At 64.1% G+C, this 15,110-nt stretch carries 10 protein-coding genes; all 10 read right to left on the bottom strand.

What is annotated here, in order from left to right; all coding sequences use genetic code 11:
- Positions 1 to 14 precede the first annotated feature (14 nt).
- The 10 genes from HB675_RS25310 to HB675_RS25265 all read right to left on the bottom strand — a co-directional run bounded on the left by HB675_RS25310 (position 15) and on the right by HB675_RS25265 (position 14,862).
- Complete coding sequence (locus tag HB675_RS25310) at positions 15 to 404, bottom strand: RidA family protein (protein ID WP_213881903.1); 390 nt, start codon at positions 402 to 404, stop codon at positions 15 to 17.
- A 34-nt stretch (positions 405 to 438) separates the two neighbouring features.
- The gene (locus HB675_RS25305; protein WP_213881902.1) at positions 439 to 1,224 is read right to left on the bottom strand and encodes an amino acid ABC transporter ATP-binding protein; all 786 of its coding nucleotides are present in this window, start codon (positions 1,222 to 1,224) and stop codon (positions 439 to 441) included.
- A complete protein-coding gene (locus tag HB675_RS25300) occupies positions 1,221 to 1,883 on the bottom strand; it encodes an amino acid ABC transporter permease (protein WP_213881901.1) in 663 nt (220 codons plus the stop codon). Before HB675_RS25300 ends, HB675_RS25305 begins: the two co-directional genes overlap by 4 nt.
- 9 nt (positions 1,884 to 1,892) lie before the next feature.
- The gene (locus tag HB675_RS25295) at positions 1,893 to 2,555 is read right to left on the bottom strand and encodes an amino acid ABC transporter permease (protein ID WP_213881900.1); all 663 of its coding nucleotides are present in this window, start codon (positions 2,553 to 2,555) and stop codon (positions 1,893 to 1,895) included.
- Between the two features lie 53 nt (positions 2,556 to 2,608).
- Complete coding sequence (locus tag HB675_RS25290) at positions 2,609 to 3,448, bottom strand: transporter substrate-binding domain-containing protein (protein WP_213881899.1); 840 nt, start codon at positions 3,446 to 3,448, stop codon at positions 2,609 to 2,611.
- A 293-nt stretch (positions 3,449 to 3,741) separates the two neighbouring features.
- Positions 3,742 to 5,616 (bottom strand): glycoside hydrolase family 5 protein, encoded by a 1,875-nt coding sequence (locus tag HB675_RS25285; protein ID WP_213881898.1) that lies wholly within the window; start codon positions 5,614 to 5,616, stop codon positions 3,742 to 3,744.
- Between the two features lie 150 nt (positions 5,617 to 5,766).
- The gene (locus HB675_RS25280) at positions 5,767 to 7,242 is read right to left on the bottom strand and encodes an efflux transporter outer membrane subunit (RefSeq protein ID WP_213881897.1); all 1,476 of its coding nucleotides are present in this window, start codon (positions 7,240 to 7,242) and stop codon (positions 5,767 to 5,769) included.
- Positions 7,243 to 7,259: 17 nt separating this feature from the next.
- Positions 7,260 to 10,367 (bottom strand): efflux RND transporter permease subunit, encoded by a 3,108-nt coding sequence (locus HB675_RS25275; protein WP_213881896.1) that lies wholly within the window; start codon positions 10,365 to 10,367, stop codon positions 7,260 to 7,262.
- Positions 10,364 to 13,585 (bottom strand): efflux RND transporter permease subunit, encoded by a 3,222-nt coding sequence (locus tag HB675_RS25270; protein WP_213881895.1) that lies wholly within the window; start codon positions 13,583 to 13,585, stop codon positions 10,364 to 10,366. The genes HB675_RS25275 and HB675_RS25270 overlap by 4 nt, the downstream gene beginning before the upstream one ends.
- Positions 13,582 to 14,862, bottom strand: coding sequence for an efflux RND transporter periplasmic adaptor subunit (locus tag HB675_RS25265; protein WP_256737674.1), 1,281 nt, complete (start codon positions 14,860 to 14,862; stop codon positions 13,582 to 13,584). The genes HB675_RS25270 and HB675_RS25265 overlap by 4 nt, the downstream gene beginning before the upstream one ends.
- Positions 14,863 to 15,110 lie beyond the last annotated feature (248 nt).

The raw sequence follows: 15,110 nt of genomic DNA, 5'->3' as shown, positions 1-15,110 counted from the left end.
TACGACGCAATCTATCAGGCCTGCTTCTTGTAGGCGATGCAGTCGATCTCGACCTTGCAGTCGACCATCATGCTCGCCTGCACGCAGGCCCGGGCCGGGGCGTGTTCGGGGCTGAAGTATTCGGCGAAGACCTTGTTGAAGCTCCAGAAGTCCCGTGGGTCGTCCAGCCACACGCCAGTGCGCACCACGTCTTCCAGGCCGTAGCCGGCTTCATGGAGGATGGCGATCAGGTTCTTCATCGTCTGGTGGGTCTGCTCGACGATGCCGCCGGCAACGATTTCGCCGTCCACCGCTGGCACCTGGCCGGAAACGTGCAGCCAGCCATCGGCTTCGACGGCGCGGGCGAACGGGCGGGCCTGGCCGCCACCGGCGGTGCTGCCGGTGCCGTAACGAGTAATGCTCATGAGTGTTGCTCCTTGGCAGTGCAAAGATGAAATATCAGAATCGGGTGTTCTTCAGAAACTCGGCCAGGCGCGGCGACTGCGGGCGCTCAAACAGTTCTTTGGGCGGGCCCTGCTCTTCGATACGGCCCTGGTTCATGAAGACGATCTTGTCGGAGACCTCGAAGGCAAAACGCATTTCGTGGGTCACCAGCAGCATGGTCATGCCGTCCTCGGCCAGGCCCTTGATCACGCTGAGCACCTCGCCCACCAGCTCCGGGTCCAAAGCCGAGGTGACTTCGTCGAACAGCATCAGGCTGGGGTTCATGGCGATCGCCCGGGCAATGGCCACGCGCTGTTGCTGGCCGCCCGAGAGCTGGCCGGGAAAGTGGTTGCGCCGCTCCAGCAGGCCGACCCGCTCCAGCCATTTTTCCGCCAGGGCGACGGCTTCGTCCTTGTCGAGTTTTTTCACCTTGAGCAGGCCCAAGGTGACGTTCTGCAACGCCGTCAGGTGCGGGAACAGATTGAATTGCTGGAACGCCATGCCAGTCATGGCGCGGTGGCGCGCGATGGTTTTCTCGGCGTGACGCTGGCGTTTGCCGTTGACCTCGTCGTAGCCGATGGCCTGGCCGTCGAGCAGGATCTGCCCGCCTTCGAATTCTTCGAGCATGTTCACGCAGCGCAGCAAGGTGGTCTTGCCCGAGCCGCTGGAGCCGATCAGGGTCACGACGTTGCCGCGCTGCAGGCTCAGGTCCACGCCCTTGAGCACTTCGAGCTTGCCGTAGCGTTTGTGCAGGCCGCGAATGTCCAGCAGTGGCTGGGTTGGTGAAAGAGTGTCAATCATGGCAAGGCCACCCGCTTTTCAATGTGCCGGCCGAGTAACTCGATGGCGTAGTTAATGATGAAAAACAGCAACCCGGCGAACAGGTAGAACTGCAGGGTCATGAAGTTGCGCGCGATCACCTGTTGGGTGCTGAGCAGCAGCTCGGCGACGCCGATCACCGAAAGCAAGGTCGAGGCCTTGACGATTTCGGTAGAGGAATTGACCCAGGTCGGCAGGATCTGGCGCAGTGCCTGGGGCAGCAGGACGTAACCGAGGGACTGATAGAACGTCAGGCCGATGGCCTTGCTTGCTTCCATCTGCCCACGGGGCAAGGCCTGCAAGGCGCCACGGACGATTTCGGCCACGTGAGAGCCACAGAACAGGGTCAGGCCCAGGGCTCCGGCCTGGAATGCACTGATTTGCCAGCCCAGCACCGGCGCCATGTAGAAACAGGCCAACACCAACACAAACACCGGCGTGCCGCGAATCAGGTCCACGTACAGACGAAACGGCAGACGCAGCCACCACTTGCCGTAGGTCAACATCAGCCCGGCCACGACGCCGAGCACAGTGCCGAACAGAATCGCCAGCGCGGAACACTGCACACTCGTCAGAAAGCCCGACCACAGCGCTTCGCGGGCGATCCATAATTCATGCAGCCAAGTGGGGGGTTGATACATCACAGCCTCCTAACGGCGAATCGCCAGTCGCTGCTCCAGGTAACGCAGCAGCAAGGCAATGAGGTAACAGGCGGCCACGTACAGCGCCGTGGTCACCAGCCAGGTTTCGATCACCCGGTAGCTTTCGACGTTGATCTTGCGCGCGTAGTAGGTCAGTTCAGGCACGGCGATGGCGGCAGCCAGCGAGGTGTCCTTGAACAGCGAGATAAAGTTGTTGGACAGCGCCGGCAAAACGTTGCGCAGCATCACCGGCACGGTCACGTAGGCCTTGACCTGCCACTCCCCCAGCCCAATGGCCAGGCCGGCTTCGCGCTGCCCTTTGGGTATGCTCAGCAGACCGCCACGAAACACCTCGGTCAGGTAGGCCCCGGCGTACAGCGACAGGGTGACAATGAACGAGGGGATCTTGTCCAGGCGAATACCCAGCCCCGGCAAGGCGAAGTAGATCAACAGGATCAGCACCAGGATCGGCGTGTTGCGCACTACGGTGACGTAGACCGAGGCCAGCACGCGCAGGGTCTTGTGCCCGGACAGCAAGGCAAAGGCCATCAACAGGCCGATCACGCAGCCGATGGCGATGGACACCAACGCCAGTTCCAGGCCCAGGCCCAGACCCTTGAGCAAGGTCGGAAAGTCGCGCCAGACAGCGGCAAAATTCAACGTGTAATTCATGCTTTGCTCACCTGGGCAGGACGACGTGCAAGCGCCGCCCTACCCTCACCGGGTCACTTGAATTCGACAGGGAAGCCGATCGCCGGGCTGGGCAGATCCACGCCGAACCACTGCTTGAACGAGGCCGCGTAGGTGGGGAACTCCACGCCGGTCATGGCTTCATGCAAGGCGGTGTTGACGAAGTTCAGCCAGTCCTGGTCGCCACGCTTGACCGCGCAGGCATAGGTCTGCGGGCTCCAGGCGTAGGCCGGGCTGCGGTAGCGGCCGGGATTCTGCACCATCAGGTATTTGACTGAAGACTGGTCGGTGGCGGCGGCGTCGGCGCGCCCGGAGTTCACGGCCTGGTACATCAGATCGACGCTGTCGTACTGGTCGACTTTGGCCTTGGGCAGCGCCTGGTGCACCAGCTCTTCGGCGTAGACGTTCTGCAGCACCGCCACGGTCAGGCCATCGCCGGCAGCTTTGAGGTCATCGATTTCCTGGTACTTGCTGTTCACCGGCAGCAACAAAGCCACGCCTTCGCGGTAGTACGGCAAGGTGAACGCCACCTGCTGCGCACGGCTGGCGGTGACGGTGATGAACTGGCAGGTCATGTCGACTTTGTCGGTCAGCAGGTTGGGAATCCGCGCATCGGAGGACTGCACCACGAACTCGACCTTGCTCGGGTCGTTGAACAGGCCCTTGGCGACGATCTTGCCAATGTCGATATCAAAGCCCTGCAACTTGCCGTCCGCCCCCTGGAAATGCCACGGCGCGTTGGTGCTGCCGGTGCCGACGATCAACTTGCCACGGGCCAGCACGGTGTCGAGCTTGCTCTCGGCATGGGCAAAAACCGCAGCCGAGGCTGCCAACATGAAAACGCAGGCTTTTAACAAGGAAGGTCGGCGGTGCATGGCGTGGACTCCTGAGGGCGGTATGTTCCGCTATAGCGGACATTAGTTTGTAACAGCGGAATACAAAGCAGAATGTATGCCATGGCGCAAAGCGCACCTTGCACTTTCAGGAAAGCCTTGGGGATTCAGCGGGATAGCCAATCGTATGGGAGAGTGTTTCGCGGGTCGGGCTTAAACCTTGGGTAGAAAGGCCCCGCGGAGTGCGTCGAAGGTGTGCATTGCGCACCCTTGTGGGCTGAACGACGGCCTCTTCGTAAAAAGGCCGCCCGTATCACTGCAGCTGATCGGCTGATTCACTCATCCAACGTCTCCCCAAACGGCCCCATCGCCACCACGCGAAGCCGATGCCGGGCCATGACATCCACCTGCTCCCGCAACTGGTACTGGTACTGGCAAGCCGTTTCATGGCCGGCGGGCCAATGGGAGCCGCCGGCCCAGTAGAACACCGGCACCCGATTGGCCGTGGCGTACTCCAGCAGACGCTCCATGGCTACCATGGCGGCCGGCATGTCGGCGGGCACACCGCATTCCCCGATGAAGCCTTTGAGGCCCCAGGTTTTCAGCCAGTTGACGAAAGGCTGCGCCCGGCGGATTCCGGTGTCGGCAGCGATGGCCTCGTGGCGGTTGGTGTAGCGGCCGCTGGCATCGCCGTCCAGATACAGATGCGCTTCATAGATCAGGTTGTCGCCGCGCAACGGCAGGTGCCCGGCGTTGGCCTCGTGCCAGAACAGCGCACTGGAGAACTGGTCGCCGGCAATGGCAATCGGTGTATCCGGGTCGATCCGGCGCAGCACATCGACGCAGCGCTGCGCCCCTTCAGCCCAACGGCCACTGGTGCCCATGGGTTCGTTCATCAAGCCATAGGCCCACACCGCCGGATGGCCCTTGACCCGCTGGACCAGTCGTTCCCAGCCATCGACCCAGGCGTCTATCGGGACCCGCCCCGTGCCGATGTCGTAGTCCACGCCATCGATCTTGCGCACATAGTAATTGTGCATGTCCAACAGCACCTTCATGCCTGCGCCTTGGGCGGCATTCAATGCGTTGAACAAGCGCTGCATCTCCGGCTCATGCAACTCGCCCTGCATCTCGTGCTGTATACGCTCCCACTTGAATGGCAACCGTACATGGGTCACGCCAAAGCCTTTGAACAGATCGAACTCGGGAACATTGGGCCAGAAGTAATGGGTGCCGTGGACTCCCGGCATGCTTTGACCGAACTCCGCCCCGGCAATGTTCATGGCCATCAGCTGAAAGGGCTCATCCAGCACCAGGTGTTGCACGTACTCGATCCGCCGCAGGGTGCCGGTCCCGCTGATGTGCAGGCCGTCGGCCCGCAGCTCGGCAACGACGCCTTTATCGGCGTCTACCCGCAGCGCGCCGGGCACCGCATTCCAGGCGCCGGGCGGGATATGCAGCCGCTCGGGGGCGCGTTCGGCGATGCCCCAGCTCTGCGGGATCATCGAGGTGGGACGCGCACCCTTCTCCAGCTGGATCCCGCCGTAGATGATCTCGGCCTGGGGGTCGTTGCGCATCTTCAGGACATGGACACCCGCTTGGTGGGCATTGGCATGAACGACGCTCAGTCGGGTCCAGCCATAGATCCGCTCGGCCTGCCAATGCCCGACCATATCGCCACCCAGCCGGTCGCTGGCAAAGTCGTACCAGGCTTCGTCATGGCCGTTGCTGGGATGGGGGTAGACCCCGGTTTCCGGCAGGTACACCCGGCCCTTCCCCGCCTCCTTCGCCTTCACCCAGAGCGACAGCGAATAGACGCTGCGATCGCGGGGGATGTCGAGGTTCTGCTGGGCGACCTGGTTATCGCGCGCCGAGACGAAGCCGGTCATCTGCCCACTGTTCATGCCCGGCGCACCGTTGACAGTGCCTCGCGGTGGGTACAGCCAGGCCTGGGGCATTTCCAGCGGGCGCAACAGGTTGCTGCGGGCCCCCTCCAGAATCAATCCGCTGTCTTCGATCCGTGGCTGATTTGCCGCCGCAGTGGCGTAATTCCAGGCCCGCCAGTAGCCGGCGACACTGGGGCGGCTGAAGGTGGCCAGCCGCTCTAGCGGCAGGTCTACCAAGGGGACCCCGATACTGTAGCGCTTGGCCACGAAATCCAGGTCCAGGGAGGTGATCGGCGAAGCGTCGGGGGCGATTTTCGAGGGCATGGGATGCTCCTGCCTGCGCCGCTAGCAGCGAAGGCGTGAAGGGGGCCAGCGTTAACAGCGCGAACCGGCAGAATAGAAGCCTCGAGAGGCTTACGGAGCACCGACGGGCTGAAAGCTTTTTTCCCCGATCCCGAACCTTGAATGCGGTGTTTACGGTGCCTTGGCCTCGCCTTGCCACGACCCGCCCAGTGCGGCCTGCAACTGCACACTGGTGACCAGTTGGGTGCCCACCAGACTGAGCAAGGTCTGCCGCTCGCTGAGGCTGGTGGCCTGGGTGGTGGCCACGTCCAGGTAGTCGATCACCCCGGCCTCGTACTGATCGCGGCTCACCGATGCCGAATCTTCCGCCGATTGCGCCGACAGACGCCGGGCCACCAGCTCCGGCTCCAGGGTGCGCAGCTCCACCAGATAGTCCTCGACCTCGCCCAGCCCGGTGAGCACGGTCTGCCGGTAGACGGCGACCTTGGCATCGTAGGCGGCGCGGGCCTGATCGACCGCTGCACGGGTCGCGCCGAAGTCCAGCAAGGTGCCACTCAGGCTCGGGCCGATGGACCAGAACCGGTTGGGCACGGTGAACAGGTTGCCGAAGCCGCTGTTCTGAAAGCCGCCGCTGGCCGTCAGGGTCAGGTCCGGGTAGTAGGCGGCCGTGGCCACCCCCACCGCCTCGTTGGCCGCCGCCATGGCACGCTCGGCCGAAGCAATGTCGGGACGGCGTTCCAGCAGCCGACTGGGGATCCCCAGGGGCACGGTCGGCACGTGGTACTGCCAGTGCTTGTCTGCCGCCAGACTGAAGTCAGCCGGCGCCTTGCCCATCAGCAGCGCAACCGCGTGCTCGTACTGCGCGCGCTGCCATTGCAGGTCCAGCATGGAGGCCTGGGCACTCTGCAGCTGGGTCTTGCCGGTGGCCAGGTCCGCCCGCGAGGAGATCTGCTCGTCGTATTTGTTCTGGATGATCTGCAGGTAGCGCTGGTAGCCCTCGATGGTTTCCTGGTACAGCGCAATGCGCTGGTCGAGAATGCGCAGCTGGAAATAATCCTGTGCCAGCGACGACTGGGCGCTCAGGGTGGCGTTGGCCAGGTCCGCCGCGCTGGCCTGAGCACTGGCACGGTCCTCGGCCACAGTGCGGCGCAGCTTGCCCCAGATGTCGGCTTCCCAGCTCAGATTGAGGGTGGCCGAGTCGGTCTTGCTGATGCTGCCACTGGAGCTGCTGCTGGTGCTCGTCGTGGTGTCGGTGCCGGTATTGACGCTGGTGCGTGACGAACCGCCGCCGGTGCCGCTACGGGTACTGTCGCCGGTGGCGGTCAGGGTCGGAAACAGGCCGGCACGGGACTGGTTCACCAGCCCGAGGGCCTGACGGTACAGGGCCGCGTATTGCGCCACGTTCTGGTTATTCAACTGCACCTGCGCCACCAGCGCATCCAGTTGCGGATCCTGGTAGAGCGCCCACCATGGCCCCTTGGGCAGCTCGTCCCGAGGGCTGGCGGCCTTCCACCCGGCCGCTTCCTTGAACTGAGTGGAAACAGGCGCGCTGGGCCGCTGGTAGTCCGGGCCGACCATGCAGCCGCTCAAGGCCAGCGTGGCCAGGACCAGCGCGGCGCAGAGTCGAGAAGGTACGAATGCGTTCATCAAGTAACCCTTGTCAGTCAGCCGGCAGCGTGCGAACGGCGAATACGTGTATGCCACAGGTGCCGGGTGGCGCGGCTCAGGCGGTCGAGGTAGAGGTACACCACCGGGGTAGTGAACAGGGTCAGCAACTGGCTCAGGGCCAGGCCCCCAGCGATGGCGATGCCCAGTGGCTTGCGCAGGTCGGCATCGCCGCCACTGCCCAGGGCCAGCGGCAAGGCGCCGAAGAAGGCGGCCAGGGTGGTCATCATGATTGGCCGAAAGCGCATGCGGCAGGCTTCCATGATCGCCTGCTCCGGGGACAGGCCACGCTGGCGTTCGGCGATCAGGGCGAAGTCGATCATCATGATGGCATTCTTCTTGACGATGCCGATCAGTAGCAGGATGCCGATCAAGGCGATCACCGTCAGCTGCATGTTAGTGATCTCCAGCAGCAGCAAGGCGCCGACCCCCGCCGAGGGCAAGGTGGAGAGGATGGTCAGCGGGTGGATGTAACTTTCGTACAGCACCCCCAGCACGATGTACACCGCCAGCAGGGCCGCGAGGATCAGCCACGGCATACTCGCCGCCAGCGCCTGGAAGGCCTTGGCGGTGCCGGCAAAACCGGTCTGCACATCGCGGGGCATACCCAGCTTGTCGATGGCCGCGTTGACCGCGGCTGTGGCCTGCTCCAGGGACACGCCGTCGGCGAGGTTGAAGGCCAGGGTGCTGGTGGCCGATTGGCCTTCATGGGCCACCGACAGCGGCGCATTGTCCGGGGCGAAGGTGGCGAAGGCTGCCAGCGGCACTTGGGCGCCGCTGCTGGTGACCACGTAGATTTTCGACAGCATGCTCGGGTCCTGGGTGTAGGACGGGTCCAGGCCCATGACCACGTGATACTGGTTGAGGGTCTTGTACAGCGTGGCCACCTGGCGTTGGCTGAAGGCGTTATTGAGCAGGTTGTCGATGTCGCTGACGCTGACCCCGAGGCGGCTGGCGGCGGCGCGGTCGATGTGCAGCTTGATTTCCTGGCCACCGGTCTGCGAGTCAGAGTCCAGGCCGGTGAGTTCGGGCAAGGTCTTGAGGGCGGCCTCGACCTTGGGTGTCCAGGTACGCAGCAAGGTCAGGTCATCGGCCCGCAGGCTGAACTGATAGGTGGCGTTGGCCGAGCGGCCGCCCACGCGAATGTCCTCGGCCGGTTGCATGAACACCTGCAGGCCGGCGGTGCCACCGTTGGCGCGCATCAGGCGGTTGGCAATGACCTGGGCGCTGCTGGTACGCAGCTGGTAGTCCTTCAGGCGAACGAAGAACATGCCGCTGTTGCGCGAGCCGAAGCCGCCACCGCCGGTAGACGACATCACCGCTTCGACGTCCGGGTCCTTGGCGATGCTGCGGGCGATGCGCAGCAGGTGCGGCTTGAGCGCCTGATAAGAGATGGCCTGGTCGGCCCGCACCGCACCCATGATCAGGCCGGTGTCCTGGGCGGGGAAGAAGCCCTTCTGCACCGTGGCGTACAGGTGCACGTTGAACATCACCGTGATCAGCAGGCTGAGCATGGTCAGCACGCGATGGCGCAGCACCCAGGCCAGGGCGGTCAGGTAGGCGCCTTGCAAGCGCGCCAGGCCCCGCTCGATCCATTGATAGGCCCGTGGTACTGGGGCCTGATGATCCGGTTGGCGCAGCAACAGCACGCAGAGCACGGGGGTCAGGCTCAAGGACACCACCATGGACAGCACCAGCGCCACGCTCAGGGTGATGGCGAATTCGCGAAACAGCCGCCCGACGATGTCGCCCATCAGCAGGATGGGAATGAACACGGCAATCAGCGACACGGTCATGGACAGCACAGTGAAGCCCACTTCCCGGGTGCCCATCAGCGCCGCCCGCAACGGGCGCATGCCCTGCTCCTGATAGCGGGCGATGTTTTCCAGCACGACAATCGCGTCGTCCACCACAAAGCCGGTGCAGATGATCAGCGCCATCAGCGACAGGTTGTCCAGGCTATAGCCCACCAGGTACATCACCGCACAGGTGCCGATCAGCGACACCGGCAACACCACGGCGGGAATGATGGTGGCGCGCACGTTGCGCAGGAACACGAAGACCACGGCGATCACCAGCAAGGTGGCCACCAGCAAGGTTTCTTCGGTGTCGTGCAGGGACGAGCGGATGGTCGAGGAGCGGTCGATCACCCGCACCAGTTGCACATCCCCCGGCACCATGGCCTGCAACTGCGGCAGCAGTGCCTTGATGCTGTCGATGGTGGCGAGCATGTTGGCACCGGCCTGGCGGGTCACGCCCAGCGTCACTGACGGCTGGCCGTTGTAGAAGCCGCCGACGAAGGTGTCTTCAACGGCGTCGTAGACATTGGCGACATCGCCCAGGCGCACCGCCGCGCCGTTCTGGTAGCTGACAATCAGTTTGCGATAGTCGTCGGCCTTGTCGATCTGGTCGTTGCCGTCGATCAGCCAGTGCTGGCCATCGCCCTGCAAAATACCCTTGGGCTTGGCGGCGGTGGCCTTGTTGATGGCCGTGCGCACAGTGTCCAGGGAGATGCCGGCCTGGGCGAGCATGTTCGGTTGCAGGTCGATGCGCACGGCCGGCAGCGAGCCGCCACGCACCGAGACTTCACCGACGCCGTTCACCTGGGCAATCTTCTGCTGCAACTTGCTGTAGGCCAGGTCGTACAGCTCGCCACGGCCGCGGGTGGCGGAAGTGAGCGCGAGCATGATGATCGGTGCATCGGCCGGGTTGGCCTTGCGGTAGGTGGGTAGAGAAGGCATGGAGCTGGGCAACAGGCTGCGCGCGGCATTGATCGCCGCCTGCACGTCGCGGGCGGCGCCGTTGATGTCGCGGTCCAGACCAAATTGCAGCACCAGGGTGGTTGAGCTCTGGGCGCTGCTGGAGGTCATCTCGCTGATTCCGGCGATCTGCCCCAGCGCTCGCTCCAAGGGCGTGGCCACGGTGGCGGCCATGGTTTCCGGGTTGGCGCCGGGCAGGCTGGCGCTGACGATGATGGTCGGGAAATCCACCTGAGGCAGCGGCGCCACCGGCAGCAAGGCAAAGCCGAGCACCCCGGCCAGGGTGATGCTCAGGCTCAGCAGCAAGGTGGCGATGGGGCGCCGGATGAAGATCCGCGAGAGGTTCATCGCGGGCTGCTCGCATCGGTGCGGCGATCTCTGCCGAAGCGGGCACGGGCACGATCACTCAAGCGATCGAACATCAAATAGATCACGGGCGTGGTGAACAGCGTCAGCAGCTGGCTCAGCAACAGGCCGCCGACGATCACCAGTCCCAGCGGCCGGCGCAACTCCGCACCCGCCCCCGTGGCCAGCATCAGCGGCAAGGCGCCGAACAAGGCCGCCAGGGTAGTCATCAGAATCGGCCGCAGGCGCAGCAGGCAGGCCCGGTGAATGGCCTCCCGCGCGCCAAGGTGCAGATGCTGGCGGCCTTCCAGAGCAAAGTCGATCATCATGATCGCGTTCTTCTTGACGATGCCGATCAACAGAATCACCCCGATCAAGGCGATCAGGCTGAACTCCGTGCCGCACAGCAACAGCGCCAGCAAGGCGCCGATGCCCGCCGACGGCAAGGTCGAGAGGATGGTGATTGGGTGAATGAAACTCTCATAGAGCATGCCCAGCACGATGTACATCACCACCAGGGCAGCGAGGATCAGCCACACCGTGTTGCCAGTGGCGCTCTGGAAAGCTGCCGCCGCGCCCTGATAACGCAGGGTCACGGTGGACGGCGCCTTGACCTCGGCCATGACCTCGCTGATCGCCTGTTGCGCCTGCTCCAGTGAGTAACCCTCGGCCAGGTTGAACGACAGGGTCACGGCCGGAAACTGGTCCAGGCGGCTGAGCATCAGGGCGCCGGTGCGCTGGCTGACCTTGGCGATGTCGGTCAGGCGCACCATCTGCGTGGCAGTGGTGGTGCCGCTGGTCAGGGTGCTGCTGGTGCTTGAGGAAGAAGCCGAGGTCGAGGTCGGGGCGCCGGCGGCCGTGCTGGTGCTGGTATTGGAGCCGTTGCTGGAAGTCGACGCCGCCAGGTAGATGTTGCCGAAAGCCGCCAGCGACTCCTGAAACTTGCCTGGCACCTGCAGCACCACGCGGTACTGGTTGGACTGGGTAAAGATGGTCGAGATCAGGCGCTGACCGAAGGCATTGTACAGCGCCGTGTCGACGTCCGAGGCGCTGATGCCGTAGCGCATGGCGGCGGCACGGTCCAGTTCGACGTAGGCCACCAGGCCCTGGTCTTGCAGGTTGTCGATCACATCGCGCATCTCGGGACGCTGCTGCAGCTTCGCCATCAAGCGCGGCATCAGTGCCGAGAGGTTGGCGCTGTCGGAATCGTCCAGGGTGAACTGGTACTGGCTGGGGGTCAGTTGGTCGTCCACGCTCAGGTCCTGGGACGACACCAGGTTGAGGGTAATGCCGGACACCGAGGCGGCCGCCTTCTCCATGCGGGTGATGATCTGCGCGGCGTTGTCGGTGCGTTCCTCAAACGGCTTGAGTTCGATCTGCAAGCGGCCGTTGTTCAGAGAACCGTTGGTGCCGTCCACCCCGAGGGTCGAGGACACCGATGCCACGGCCGGGTCCTGACGCACCACTTCGACCATCGCTTGCTGACGCCGGGCCATTTCACTGAAGGATACGTCCTGGGAGGCGCGGGTGAAGCCCTGGATCAGTCCGGTGTCCTGAGACGGAAAGAAGCCCTTGGGCACAATCAGGTACAGGAACGCGGTCAGGGCCACGGTGCCCACGGCCACCAGCAGGGTCAGGCGCTGATGGTCCAGCACCCACAGCAGGCCCCGGTCATAGGCGCCGAGTACGCGCTGGTATTGCCGGTCGCCCCAGGCGGCAAAGCGCCCTTGCTGGCCTTCGGGGGTATGGCGCAGCAGGTGCGCGCAGAGCATCGGGGTCAAGGTCAGGGAAATCACCATGGACACCAGAATGGCCACCGCCAGGGTGATGGCAAACTCGCGAAACAGCCGGCCGACCACATCGCCCATGAACAGCAACGGGATCAGCACGGCGATCAGCGACACCGTCAGCGAGATGATGGTGAAGCCGATTTCCTGGGAGCCCTTGAGGGCCGCGACCATGGGTTCTTCGCCCTCCTCCAGATGCCGCGAGATGTTCTCCACGACGACGATGGCGTCGTCGATGACAAAGCCGGTGGCAATGGTCAACGCCATCAGCGTCAGGTTGTTGAGGCTGAAGCCGGCCAGGTACATCACCCCGAAGGTGCCCACCAGCGACAGCGGCACCGCCACGCTGGGAATCAGGGTGGCGGTGATGTTGCCCAGGAACAGGAAGGTCACCAGCACCACCAGGCCGATGGACAGGCACAGCTCGATCTGCACGTCCTTGATCGAGGCGCGAATGGTCTGAGTGCGGTCGTTGAGCACGGTCAGGTGCACCGATTCCGGCATGGCTGCCTGCAAGGTCGGCAGCTGTTTCTTGATCGCGTCGACCACCTGGATCACGTTGGCGCCGGGCTGACGCTGAACGTTGATGACAATGGCCGGGGCGCCGTTGGCGGTGGCGGACAGGTACTGGTCCTGGGGCGCTTCGGCGGTGGTGGCGACGTCCTTGAGGCGCAGGGTATTGCCGTTTTCGTAGGCCAGCACCAGATCGCCGTATTCGACAGCGTCGCGCAACTGGTCGTTGGCGTCGATGGTGATGGAGTGGGCCGGGCCGTCGAAGCCGCCTTTGGAGCCGTTGACGTTGGCGGCGTTGACCTTGGTATAGACGTCTTCCAGGGTCAGGCCGTGGGCCGCGAGGCTGGTGGGGTTGACCTCGATCTTCACCGCCGGTTGCTGGCCGCCGGCCAGGCTGACCAGGCCGACGCCGGAAATCTGCGAGAGCTTGAGCGCCACGCGGGTGTTGACCAGGTCCTGCACCTGGGTCAGCGGCAGGCTGTCGGAGGTGGCCGCCAGGGTCAGCACTGCGGTATCGGCCGGGTTGACCTTTTTGTAGGTAGGCGGGTTGGGCAGGTCGCTGGGGATCAGGCTGGTGGCGGCATTGATCGCCGCCTGCACTTCCTGCTCGGCCACGTCCAGGGACAGGTCCAGGGAAAACTTCAGGGTGATGACCGAGGCACCCGCCGAGCTGGTGGAGTACATCTGCGACAGGCCAGGCATCTGCCCCAGCTGGCGTTCCAGCGGCGCAGTGACCGCCGAGGCCAGCACGTTGGAGCTCGCCCCCGGGTACAGCGTGGTCACCTGGATGGTCGGATAGTCCACTTCGGGCAGCGCCGAGGTGGAGAGCAACTTGTAGGCAAAGATGCCAGACATCAGCACCGCCATCATCAGCAGAACGGTGGCGACCGGACGCTGGATAAACAGGCGAGACGGGTTCATGGCTGGGCGGCACCAGCGGCATGCTTGCCGGTTGTTTTCGTCGCGCTGGCGTCTGCGGCCTTGGGCTTGTCGCTTTCCAGGCTGACCTTGGCACCGTCGCGCAGGTGGTCGATGCCGCGGGTCACCACCTGTTCATCGTTGGCCACGCCCTTGCTGACCACGGTCTGGTCGCCCAGCACCGGGCCGGTCTCGATGCTGCGCCGCTCCACGGTGTCGCCCTTGACCACGTAGACGAAGTGCCCATCGCTGCTCAGCTGCACGGCGGCCGAGGGAATGACCACGGCGTTGTGCAAGGTGTCGGTTTGCAGGCTGACGTTGACGAACTGGTTGGGATAGAGCTTTTCATCCGGGTTGTCGAATAGCGCCTTGAGCTTGATGCTGCCGGTGGTGGTGTCGATTTCGTTGCTGATGAACTTCAGGGTGCCGCTGGCCAGGGTGTGGGTGCCCAGCTGATCCATGGCCAGCACCGGCAGGGCCACGCCGTTGCGCAGCTTGGGCAAGACGTTGACGATCTGCCCCTGGGGAATGCTGAAGGTCACGGCAATGGGGTTGGTCTGGGTCACCGTGACGATCCCGGTGGTGCTGCTGGACTGCACGATGTTGCCAGGGTCCACCAGGCGCAGGCCGGTGAAGCCATCGATGGGCGAGACGATCTTCGCGTAGGTGAGGTTCAGCTTCGCCGCATCGATCTGCGCCTGATCGGCTTTCACCGCGCCGGCGTACTGGCCCACCGTGGCAACCTGGGTGTCGAGGTCCTGTTTGGCCAGCGAGTCCTTGGCAAACAGACGCTTGTAGCGTTCCACCGTCAGTTGCGCGCTTTTGAGCAGCGCCTGGTTCTCGGCCAGTTCCCCTTGGTACTGGTCCAGGGTGGCCTGATAGGCCCGGGGGTCGATCTGCGCCAGCAGCTGGCCCTTCTTCACGTACTGACCTTCGGTGAAGTACACCGCCATCAACTCGCCGTCAACGCGGCTGGTGACCGTCACCGAATAGTTGGGAATCACCGTGCCCAGAGCCTGCTGGCTCACCGGCACGTCCGCCAGCCCGGCCTTGCCCACGGCCACCGTGATCACGGCGGAGGGGTCATTGGGACCGCGCCCCATGCCCATTCCGCCACGCCGCCCGCCGGGGGCAGCGGCGTCATCGCCAGCGGGCTGCGAACCACGCAGCAGATGCACGCCATAGAAAATCGCCAAGGCGATGGCGACGAGAGCAAGCAGCGTCCAGACCAGACGCGAGCGTGAACGGGCGGCAGGCATCGGTGTTTTCTCAGGGTTCATTGAGCACTTCTGTATCAGCGAGTGGCATGGGAGGTCGGCGACGGGAAAAAGGTTCCTGTCCACGTTATCGGCAAGGTAGGCGGAAATTGTGCAGGAAATATGGAGGGGCGTGTGTGACATCCCTCGCGGCCCCGCGCAATGGCGTCCGGCTGCGATGCCCGCTACATCGAGGAGGCACGTGGTTGTGACCGTCACCAGAGCGGGCCAATGAGCATCAGCCTGTCCCAGATGGGCACCCGGTCAATTGA

It is taken from the genome of Pseudomonas sp. dw_358 (assembly GCF_018449655.1).
GTDB lineage: Bacteria > Pseudomonadota > Gammaproteobacteria > Pseudomonadales > Pseudomonadaceae > Aquipseudomonas.
This window is presented reverse-complemented; position numbering and strand designations above follow the sequence as displayed.

Bases quoted from the DNA above. Each gene is read 5' to 3' on its own strand.
- HB675_RS25310 (WP_213881903.1), bottom strand. From the start codon at position 404: ATGAGCATTACTCGTTACGGCACCGGCAGCACCGCCGGTGGCGGCCAG.
- HB675_RS25305 (WP_213881902.1), bottom strand. From the start codon at position 1,224: ATGATTGACACTCTTTCACCAACCCAGCCACTGCTGGACATTCGCGGC.
- HB675_RS25300 (WP_213881901.1), bottom strand. From the start codon at position 1,883: ATGTATCAACCCCCCACTTGGCTGCATGAATTATGGATCGCCCGCGAA.
- HB675_RS25295 (WP_213881900.1), bottom strand. From the start codon at position 2,555: ATGAATTACACGTTGAATTTTGCCGCTGTCTGGCGCGACTTTCCGACC.
- HB675_RS25290 (WP_213881899.1), bottom strand. From the start codon at position 3,448: ATGCACCGCCGACCTTCCTTGTTAAAAGCCTGCGTTTTCATGTTGGCA.
- HB675_RS25285 (WP_213881898.1), bottom strand. From the start codon at position 5,616: ATGCCCTCGAAAATCGCCCCCGACGCTTCGCCGATCACCTCCCTGGAC.
- HB675_RS25280 (WP_213881897.1), bottom strand. From the start codon at position 7,242: ATGAACGCATTCGTACCTTCTCGACTCTGCGCCGCGCTGGTCCTGGCC.
- HB675_RS25275 (WP_213881896.1), bottom strand. From the start codon at position 10,367: ATGAACCTCTCGCGGATCTTCATCCGGCGCCCCATCGCCACCTTGCTG.
- HB675_RS25270 (WP_213881895.1), bottom strand. From the start codon at position 13,585: ATGAACCCGTCTCGCCTGTTTATCCAGCGTCCGGTCGCCACCGTTCTG.
- HB675_RS25265 (WP_256737674.1), bottom strand. From the start codon at position 14,862: ATGAACCCTGAGAAAACACCGATGCCTGCCGCCCGTTCACGCTCGCGT.